Raw genomic sequence first — 9,891 nt, 5'->3', positions numbered from 1 at the left:
CTTTGTTCTTTAGCCCCCCCTTGACAAGGGGGGTTGGGGGGGGTTCCGAACTATCCCACCATTCCACCATTGCCCAAATCGGAGTATTTCGGGTTAAATCTAAATTATCCCCCGGATCAGAACGAGTAATTGCTAAAGCAGAATTATCGGTTAAAATTGCTATTTGTTCAATCAGAATATTAACGGTTTCCGCCGGATTAATTAAATCAATAGATACCTGTTCAATAGACTGATTTCTAGTTTGTAAATATTCCAAAGCCGCCATCGCCGCCGCGCAAGCAAAAACGGGTAGAGTATATCCAGAACGAGGTTGATTTGTGGTCATATTTTAGTCGTTTAGTTAATATTTTAAGATTTTAGACTATTTTGAGTAACTACCACCACAGATCCGTTATCCTATAATTTAAACGAATTACCCTAAAAAATAATTATGACTGATATTAACTGGGATCACTTCTGCTCTGAACTTTCGGGAATTGAAATGATTACGGATAAAACTCAAGTCAAAAAACTTTCCCAAGACTATTACCATTTTAGCCCAATTTTGCAACATGAACTCAAGGATAAAATCGGATATATTGTGGTGCGTCCCGCAACAGAAGCCGAAATTTTACAAGTGGCTAAAGTTTGTGTGAAATATAAAATTCCTCTGACGGTTCGAGGTGCGGGAACGGGAAATTATGGACAATGTATTCCCTTGGAAGGAGGGGTGATTTTAGATATCTCTAAATTGAATAATATTAAATGGATAAAACCAGGGTTAGCTTGTATGGAACCTGGGGTAAAAATGGCAGCATTTGATAAACAAGCGCGGGAAATAGGATGGGAATTACGCATGGTTCCTTCTACCTATCGGACAGCAACAATTGGGGGATTTATTGAGGGCGGAAGTGGGGGAATTGGTTCGATTACCTATGGACAATTACGCGATCGCGGTAACTTACAAGCCGCGCGAGTTGTGACAATGGAAGATGAACCAAAAGTAATTGAATTAAGAGGGGATGATGTGCAGAAAGTCAATCATGCTTATGGTACAAATGGGATTATTACTGAGTTAGAAATTCCCTTAGCTCCCGCCTATCCTTGGTCAGAAATTATTGTTACCTTTAATGATTTTATGACATCGGCTCGATTTGGTCAAGCCTTAGCTTTATCCGATGGAATTATTAAAAAATTAGTCTGTGTTTGTGCGTCTCCTATTCCCTCCTATTTTACTGCATTTAAAGATATAATTCCAGAAGAAAAACACGTAGCATTATTAATAGTATCCGAAACCAGCTTAGAACCTTTTCAAGAATTAGTTAAACAGTATAACGGTGAAGTTTGTTATCAGAAATCATCCCAAGAAACGGGGAAAGGAACAACAATAATAGAATATAGTTGGAACCATACCACCTTACACGCCCGAAGTGTTGATCCGTCTATTACCTATTTACAAACCCTCTTACCTGCGGATCGAAAATTGGAATTATTGGAACATCTTTATACTCATTTTGGGGATGAAGTTATGCAGCATTTAGAGTTTTTAAGACTTCATGGAGAAATGCACCCCGCATCTTTACAATTAGTGCGATTTACCACAGAAGAAAGGTTAAATGAAATTATTCGTTATCATGAAGAAAGAGGTGCTGTTATTTTCAATCCCCATACCTATATTTTAGAGGATGGAGGTATGAAAATGATTAATTTAGAACAATTACAATTTAAACAAGAAGTTGACCCCTATGGGTTATTAAATCCTGGGAAAATGAGAGCTTGGTTAGAACGAGAAAAACATCTTTAACTAGCAACTCCTAGAAATCGGGTTTCTGCATCAAATTGATTTTATCCCATAAATAAGGGCTAGAAACCCGATTTCTGTTATGATTTATTTATCTTTAATTAACTCCATAGCTTGATTTAATATTTCTTCTTTATTGGCTAATTTTTCTAATTCTTTAGCTTGATAAATTCCTTCAGAAACCTCTAAAGATGCTTTATTAATCGCTTGTTTATAAGCAACTTCTAAAACTTCCTCAAGTTCTTCTGGAGACAGATAATAACTTTGTGAGCGAGGACGTTTATTTTCATCCCTGATTTCAAAAATAGCATTCTGAATTGAAACATCCCAAGACCGGGTTGTCCGTTTTTCAACTTGACGTTTAATTAAATGAATTAATAAAACTATAGAATAGCTACGAATGGTTTTAACAATATCTTTTCGACCCATTTCTTCTAATTCTTCAACAACAGCAAGGGAACCGGGAATATCCCCTTTTAACAATAATTCCTTTAGGGTTAGGATTTCTTCCATAATATTTGGAATTGATTAGGGTTAATTTTATTATAACACAAATTTTATGATTTTTTTTGGAGATAGCGATGGCATTTGGGAAAACGAAAACACCCTGCTTAAAAAAGGGATCTCACTGCGGTTTATTCACCATCACCCCATCACATAAACGTCTATCCTCCTCACTCACACTCAAACTATTCTCCAGATAATCCTTCATCCACTCACAACTCCAGACCATTAATTCCTCTAAATCAAAATGCCACAGCTTAATGGTGTTGTCAATACTCCCAGAAGCCAAGGTTTTACCGTCGGGACTCCAACTCACACTTATGACCCAATCCTCATGACCCTTGAGAGTCTGCAACAGCTTACCCTCTCGACTCCACAGCTTAATGGTGTTGTCAATACTCCCAGAAGCCAAGGTTTTACCGTCGGGACTCCAACTCACACTACTGACCGAATCCTCATGACCCTTGAGAGTCTGCAACAGCTTACCCTCTCGACTCCACAGCTTAATGGTGTTGTCATCACTCCCAGAAGCCAAGGTTTTACCGTCGGGACTCCAACTCACACTACTGACCCAATCCTCATGACCCTTGAGAGTCTGCAACAGCTTACCCTCTCGACTCCACAGCTTAATGGTCTTGTCACGACTCCCAGAAGCCAAGGTTTTACCGTCGGGACTCCAACTCACACTCCAGACCGAATTCTCATGACCCCTCCAGCTATTACGCTCTCTAATGTCAGACAACATTTGTCGAAGGGTGGTAACGGTTTGCAGACGGGTATTATTTTTTTCCCAAACAGAAGGATCTAATTTTTTAAGTTGTTTGGCTGCGGTTAAGGCTTCTTTCATGGCCAATAATCCTTGACCCTGACTCAATAATTCCCTCGCAGAAGAAGCTTTTAACCTAACTTCTGTGACTGCTAAAGTTAACTTTGCTTCTCTGACTGCAATCATAACTCCAACGAAAGCAACGAAAGCAACGGCAAAGGCGACACCAGAAATCAGCCCGATTAAACTAGCTCGTTGTTTGGCTTTTGATAAAATTTCATAAGCTTTTTGTTTGGCATCTAATTCTACTTGCATCGCCCGTTTATCTAATTCTTCACTAGCTGCTAAATATTGATAATCTTCACTACTCAGACTTTTTCCCTCTGCCCATTTTTTTGCTTCTTTTAACGCTTCCCCCTGCAACAACCGTGACTCATCCTGACGTTCTGACTTTTCCCACGCATTAAAGGCTTCTGCATAAGGCCGTAAATCCGCTAAGGCTTTTTCGACCCAAGTTAAATTAAAAACCGTTGCATAAATTTGATTATAAACCTGGAGTTTTCCATCATGTTTAACCACTAATCCTGATAGTCGCAATGCTACTTGATCCGGGTTATCTTCCGCAGTAATTCCTTGTTGTTGTAAGATTTGTTGATAGAGTCCGAGAAGCCTTCCGGTGCGTTGATTTCCGGCATAGAGAATGCGATCTCGAATTGTTCTTAAATGTTCAGGAGTGTCCTGTCCTTCCCAGTTGGTAATAATTCGGTCTTGAACTAAATTTTCCACCCATTCTGTCTCTTGATTTGGGGGAATTTTCTGCTCCGTTTCTCGAATCAGTTTACAGAGTTTTTGCGTTAAAAATGGTTGTCCTCCTGTCCAATATAAAATCGCTTCTAATACATTATGAGGGTGATCTGTTTGAGTCATAAATCCACTGATGAGGGGATAGGATTCTGTTAACTGAAATCCGGTTAATTCTATCGCATCACCAATATTAAACGAGGTTCGTTGTTTATCTTGGATTAAATCCGGTGGCGTTGTTACCCCCAATAACGCAAAGGTTAACCGTTGATAAATCGGTTGATCAGCACGATGATTATAACAATCTCGAATTAAGGCAAAAAAGTCATCAATTTTAAACGGTAGACTCAAAACACTATCAATTTCATCAATAAAAATCACAATCGGTTTTGTAATTAATTTCAGGAGAATATCTTCTAAAAATCTTCCAAACCGTTGAGTAAAGGATAAATGTTGATAGTTTTTCCACCATTCCTCCGAGTCAAATTCCTCATACAATTCTAAGCTATTACTGATTTCTTCAATGATTCCTCGATACCACTGTTCAGGGGTGATTTCTAAAGTTCCAATGGAGGTAATATCAATGGCGACACAAGCATATCCCTCCTGTTCTAACCGCCGCATGGTTTGAACCCTTAAACTGGATTTTCCCATCTGACGACAGTTAAGAACATAACAAAATTCTCCCTGTTTTAATGCCTCGTAAAATTCATCATCGGCTGCTCTTTTAATATAGGTGGGAGCATCAACGGGAAGACTCCCCCCCACTTGATAATCATAGCGAGATTGGGGATTATTATTCATAATTATACCCCCAAGCGATCGCAAAAATAAAGCCGATATAGATTACACAACGGAATCACATCATTTCCCCGAAATTTAACTAAACCCATACTTCTAAGTTTAAAGCCTAAATTGCCTTCTAACCGCACAGGATTCTCAGAAGCAACAACTCTTTTCATCGCATTAGCTAATTCCCCATCGTTTTGATTTAAGTTAGATAAAAGACGACGTAAATGATCACTATATAATCCTTCTTCTGTCGGAGAAATTGTGATAAATTCTTCTAGTGTTAAACGCGATCGCGCCATTTCATACAACGCTTTTCTAACTAAATAGGGGTGTCCATCTACCATTCCCATTAAAGTTTCTATTTCTGAATTTGACCAGTTTAAACCATGTCGTTTCACTAAATCTGTAACTTGTTCTACCGTTAATTCTGGTAATTCAATCGGTAAACCCACATTAAAGGGAGATTGATTAATATTTAAGGGAATATACACTTCTTTAGAATGGGCAATCACTAGCCGTAATCGTTGCCATACAGGTTCATTTTTGCCTTTTTCGTGCCAAGTTCGCAGTAACCCAAAAAATTCTTGAGCCACTTCAGGACATTGAAACACCTGATCCACTTCATCTAATCCTAACGTTAACGGTTCAGAAATTGTTTTCAATAAATACCGTTGAAAATAGTTACTACATTTGGTTTTACTCCCTAAACCTCCTTTCCACCAATCCGTTAATTTATCCTCTAATTCCAACGCATTCGCAACACTCGCACAAAATCCTTGTAAAAAAGGATCAATACGATTAAGAGAATCTTGATTAAATTCTTGAAAATTTAGATAGGCGGTTTGATGTTGATGTTGTTTACCAGCGTTAAGAATACGCTGCATTAAAGATGTTTTTCCCATCTGTCGAGGAGCTTTAATTCTAATTAATGCCCCTGTTTTTAAGATCGTTTCATAACAATCTGATTCAATGGGAGGACGTTCAATATAAAGGGAAGAATCCAAACGCACCGATCCTTCTGGACTATCCAAACTTTGAGAACAAATGGTTGATTCTGTTAAAGAATCTGGATGTTCAATAATCGTTTCAAACGCTCTTGTATTCTCGTGATTTGTAATCGTCTCTGCGATTTCTAATTCTACTGAAGGATCTAAATCACATTGTCGTTTAATAATCGGGTTTAATTCCTCTGGAATTCCTGCCATACTAATACTCGTACAGCCATATTTATAAGCAAATTCAAAGTCTTTACCAGCACCCAAAGCATCATAAAATCCTATCGCAAACTCAATGGCTGCTTTATCTCCTACCGCCTGTTTCATCCCAATTACATAAGGGATATGATGAACAATTCCTTTGGTTTGTATTTCCGAGTAACAGGCATTTAAAACCACACATTCTATATGCTCTTTAAACAGTTCAAATAAACTAGCTAACGCCTTCGCATTCACCAGTTTAACTTGCCCGTTTTCATCTTCTAAGACTAACCCGCCATCGCCCACGCCATGACCCGAAAAATGAATGATGTGGGGTTTTAATTCTAAAAGCGCACGCTGCATATCTCTGGGAGTAACAGCCCATCTTTGCTCTAAGTTAAATTCGGCTCTTTTTTTAGATCGTTTTAATCCTTCTTCAATTTCTCTAACTTCTTCATCTAAACGCAATGGAGTAGAAGATTTAGGATTTGCAGCTAAAAATAAAATCGTTTTCTTCCTGCGACTGGCACTACTCATCAATAAAACTCCTACTATACACACTGTACGAGGTGAAAAATTCTCAATTTCCTACGATTGAGTTTAATTTTAAACCCTATTGTCCAGAATTCACCTCTGTTTTAACATAAAAATATTAATCCGCCTAGAAATTGCATTCCCAGGTGGGTGAAAGCTAAGAGAGTTAAGTTTCCCAATCCCTACCCTAAACCGATTTAGGATTGCTATCCCACTCCCACCCCAGTTGAATTGAGTATAATTAAAAAATCTCTCAAACATCGGATGTTATGAATACTCTTAAATACAAGACAACTATTAAAAACGGTAAACTCGATTTACCCTGCCTCGATTTGCCAGAAGGAACTATTGTTGAGGCAATTTTATTGATTGGGAAATCAACCGAAACCGATGAAACAGATTATCTACTATCTACAGAAGCTAATCGCCACCATCTAAAAGAAGCAGTAGAATCACTTAAACATCCTGAGAACTATATTTATGTCGATATTCTGAGTAACCCCATAGCTTCAAACCACTGATTATGAACGAAATTCAAGAATACGATTTGGTTGCTCTAACCGAAGATGCGATCGCTACCCACAAAGTCACCCATCAGCAAATTCTACTCCGTCGAGGGCAAATGGGAACAGTTTTAATGTCTTTTGATCAAAAAGCATTTTTAATTGACTTTACAGATCAAGAAGGTAATACCTTTGCAATGGAAACTATCGAAACCGTTAAACTTTTACGCCTTATTAATGAACCTGAATTAGTAGGGTGTTCCATCGCAGCGCCCGCACCAATATTAGATCACAATCACAGAGATATTATCCTTTGAATTTATTGTCGGCGATCGCACTTCAAATAGAAACCGGGTTTCTCTATCTCCCACCCCGGTTGAATTGGGTATAATTAAAAAATCTCTAAAAAGTTGAATTTGAAGAATTTATCTGCTTAGAAACTATTTTTAAAATCTCCTCAACCCCCACTGGTTGATGGGGAAATACAGAATCTTCTGCACCATCATGTAAGTGATGAGGATAAGTTTCTATCTCAGGATGATGAGCCGCATTATCCCAACGTTTAATTAATTGTCTATCATCTTTTTGCCAATGAAAACTATACTTAATTATTTTTACTTGTTCTGATTGAATTTCAAAAAATTCAAACATTTCTAAAAAACTACGATCTTTTAAAGTTAGTCGGTATCGCCATAGTCCTTTAGTGACTTGTACTTCTTCTCTAAGAATGGTGAAACCTATCACTTCTGGACAAAGAGCAATTAACGATTTTATCAAAGCTAAATAATCTTCAGCATTGATCATAATGCTTTCTCTAAATTACCAATTTTGACTAAAATATCTTGACGCAATTTACACAAACTAAACCACTCAAAAAAATCCATCTCATCCCCTAATATTCCCGCCTCAAATTGTTGTATAAACTGTTCAGAATCCAATTTATAAGTTTGCTCAAATTTGCTAATATCCTGATTATAAATTGCTAACTTCTGCTGATGACGAGTCAAAATAATGCTGAGAAGTTGCCCAATAATTCGATCTAATTCTGTGCGATCGCTACAATTTTCACTTAGGAGTTCTAATTTTTCTAATGTATTCATAATTACCCCGATTAACGGCTAAACTTGATTAATATTAACTCTAGTATACAATAGTTAAATCATTATCTTGAATTAACGTAATTGAACTCATGATCCACAAGAAATTGTGATTGTTTACTCAGCAAACCGGGTTTCTTAGTCAAATCAAAATTAAACTAGCGATTATCAACAAAAAGAATAACAAAACCCTCTTGAGTAAAATGATGATCGTGAGTTAAAATTCGACTGATTTCCATTTGCTTCATCGTCATCATTGAAATACAATCGGTTAAACTATATCCCTTATCTAGTCGCTGTTCATATAACTCCAAAGCACCTAAAAACGTTGACCGAGATTGAGATAATACTACCACCTTTTCTGAGTCAGCATTTAGTAACTGACGAACCGTAATAACCGCCTGTTCGCGCAACTTTGTACCACCATCAGACAAAAAATTAAGCACTTCAGTTAACACTTCATCAGTGGTAATAATTTTAGTCTTACCTAGTTTTGTTGTAAGTGCGATCGCTTGACGGTGGAAAGTATCACGGGGACTGAGTAAGGCAACCAAATAAAAGGTATCAGCAAAAATTAGCTCAGTCATGCTTGCGTATTTTTGTAGAGATAGCGATCATGATGTTCTGCACCATCCCTTGGCAAAATATCCAAATCTTCATCCGATAAATTACTAACAAAAGAACTAGCAATTTCTAATAAAAATGCACCCGTATCTTCTGCGGGATCTAAAGGGTTTTCTGTTAAATTGGAACTGGGAAGTGGTTGCTGATTTGTATTTAGCCGCCATTCTAAAAAGCTAACAAAATCTAAAACCTCTTGCAAAACAGGTTCAGATAAAGTTTCTAAATGCTCTAATTTGTCTAAAATAAGCTCTTTGATTGCGTTCATAATTACCCCGATTAACGGCTAGACTTGATTAATGTTAACTCTAGTATACAATAGTTAAATCATTATCTTGAATTAACGTAATTGAACTCATGATCCATAATTTTATTCCCCCTGAACGATTTTTTCCCTATTTAACCTGGACAGAAATTGAATCAATGGCTGATAAAAATAATGTGGTTATTTTACAACCGATTGGCTCAATTGAACAACATGGCCCCCATTTACCGTTAATTGTTGATGCTGCGATCGCAACGGCTATAACAGGTCACGCCTTAGCCCAACTTAATGATAACATTCCTGCCTACGCTTTGCCAACAATTTATTATGGAAAATCTAACGAACATTGGCATTTTTCTGGTACAATAACGTTAAGTTCCCAAACCTTAATGGCTGTATTAATGGAATTAGGCGAAAGTCTTTATCGGGCCGGATTTAGAAAATTAGCTTTTATTAATGGTCATGGTGGACAACCGCAAATATTAGAGATGGTAGCGCGAGACTTACATCAAAAATATGAAGATTTTTCCGTATTTCCTTTATTTGTTTGGCGAGTTCCTAATATTGCTGGGGAATTATTAACCCCGAAAGAATTAGAGTTAGGAATTCACGCCGGAGATGCCGAAACCAGTTTAATGTTATCTTTACTTCCTGAACAGGTTAAAATGGAGCAAGCTGTGTGTGAATATCCCCATAATTTACCCGAAAATAGTTTATTAAGTATGGAGGGAAACTTACCCTTTGCTTGGGTGACAAAAGATTTAACCAAAAGTGGAGTTTTAGGGGATGCCACGGTGGCAACCAAGGAAAAAGGCGATCGCATTTTAGCCTCTTTAGTTAATAGTTGGGTACAAGTTATTGAGGATTTATATAAATTTCAACAACCCCAAAGGTTTAGGGATTAATTGAATATTAATGCAGTGCGAGCGTCCCCGCTCGCTAGTTTCTCTAACAATAGGTTTGGTTTTTATAACAATAGGTTTGGTTTTTATAATATAGCAATCTTAAATGATTTGCGATCAGAATATAGAA

The 9,891-nt window shown here is 37.4% G+C and carries 12 protein-coding genes; 4 read left to right on the top strand and 8 right to left on the bottom strand.

Going from position 1 to position 9,891, the window contains the following annotated elements; genetic code table 11:
- Positions 1-325 (bottom strand): cobalt-precorrin-5B (C(1))-methyltransferase (locus tag AC559H_RS19920; protein WP_040957853.1); only part of this gene is annotated, 325 nt, incomplete at its 3' end.
- Positions 326-430: 105 nt separating this feature from the next.
- On the opposite strand from AC559H_RS19920, the gene AC559H_RS19915 reads away from it, so the two are divergent.
- The gene (locus tag AC559H_RS19915) at positions 431-1,783 is read left to right on the top strand and encodes an FAD-binding oxidoreductase (RefSeq protein WP_026795169.1); all 1,353 of its coding nucleotides are present in this window, start codon (positions 431-433) and stop codon (positions 1,781-1,783) included.
- A gap of 84 nt (positions 1,784-1,867) precedes the next feature.
- On the opposite strand, the gene AC559H_RS19910 is transcribed toward AC559H_RS19915, so the two are convergent.
- From AC559H_RS19910 to AC559H_RS19900, 3 genes are all read right to left on the bottom strand, one after another.
- Entirely contained in the window at positions 1,868-2,293 is a 426-nt protein-coding gene (locus tag AC559H_RS19910) for a DUF29 family protein (protein WP_026795170.1), read from the bottom strand.
- Between the two features lie 112 nt (positions 2,294-2,405).
- A complete protein-coding gene (locus tag AC559H_RS19905) occupies positions 2,406-4,655 on the bottom strand; it encodes an AAA-like domain-containing protein (protein ID WP_052349625.1) in 2,250 nt (749 codons plus the stop codon).
- A 2-nt stretch (positions 4,656-4,657) separates the two neighbouring features.
- On the bottom strand, positions 4,658-6,376 hold the full coding sequence (locus tag AC559H_RS19900) for an AAA-like domain-containing protein (RefSeq protein WP_026795171.1): 1,719 nt from the start codon (positions 6,374-6,376) through the stop codon (positions 4,658-4,660).
- Positions 6,377-6,642: 266 nt separating this feature from the next.
- Between AC559H_RS19900 and AC559H_RS19895 the strand changes: the two genes are divergently transcribed.
- Entirely contained in the window at positions 6,643-6,894 is a 252-nt protein-coding gene (locus AC559H_RS19895; protein ID WP_026795172.1) for a hypothetical protein, read from the top strand.
- 2 nt (positions 6,895-6,896) lie between these two features.
- The gene (locus tag AC559H_RS19890) at positions 6,897-7,193 is read left to right on the top strand and encodes a DUF4926 domain-containing protein (protein ID WP_081694832.1); all 297 of its coding nucleotides are present in this window, start codon (positions 6,897-6,899) and stop codon (positions 7,191-7,193) included.
- 85 nt (positions 7,194-7,278) lie between these two features.
- Here the strand turns inward: AC559H_RS19890 and AC559H_RS19885 are convergent, their stop codons facing one another.
- From AC559H_RS19885 to AC559H_RS19870, 4 genes are all read right to left on the bottom strand, one after another.
- Entirely contained in the window at positions 7,279-7,680 is a 402-nt protein-coding gene (locus AC559H_RS19885; RefSeq protein ID WP_026795173.1) for a toxin-antitoxin system TumE family protein, read from the bottom strand.
- Positions 7,677-7,976, bottom strand: a complete 300-nt coding sequence (locus AC559H_RS19880; RefSeq protein WP_026795174.1) for a hypothetical protein — start codon at positions 7,974-7,976, stop codon at positions 7,677-7,679. The genes AC559H_RS19885 and AC559H_RS19880 overlap by 4 nt, the downstream gene beginning before the upstream one ends.
- Positions 7,977-8,131: 155 nt before the next feature.
- Entirely contained in the window at positions 8,132-8,560 is a 429-nt protein-coding gene (locus AC559H_RS19875; protein ID WP_026795175.1) for a type II toxin-antitoxin system VapC family toxin, read from the bottom strand.
- Positions 8,557-8,862, bottom strand: a complete 306-nt coding sequence (locus AC559H_RS19870) for a hypothetical protein (protein ID WP_026795176.1) — start codon at positions 8,860-8,862, stop codon at positions 8,557-8,559. Before AC559H_RS19870 ends, AC559H_RS19875 begins: the two co-directional genes overlap by 4 nt.
- A 92-nt stretch (positions 8,863-8,954) precedes the next feature.
- Between AC559H_RS19870 and AC559H_RS19865 the strand changes: the two genes are divergently transcribed.
- Positions 8,955-9,764 (top strand): creatininase family protein, encoded by an 810-nt coding sequence (locus tag AC559H_RS19865; RefSeq protein WP_026795177.1) that lies wholly within the window; start codon positions 8,955-8,957, stop codon positions 9,762-9,764.
- Positions 9,765-9,891 lie beyond the last annotated feature (127 nt).

This window comes from Planktothrix prolifica NIVA-CYA 540 (assembly GCF_963864145.1).
Taxonomy (GTDB): Bacteria; Cyanobacteriota; Cyanobacteriia; order Cyanobacteriales; family Microcoleaceae; genus Planktothrix; species Planktothrix agardhii.
Note: the sequence above shows the minus strand (reverse complement) of the source record. Positions and strands in the feature narration are given on the sequence as shown.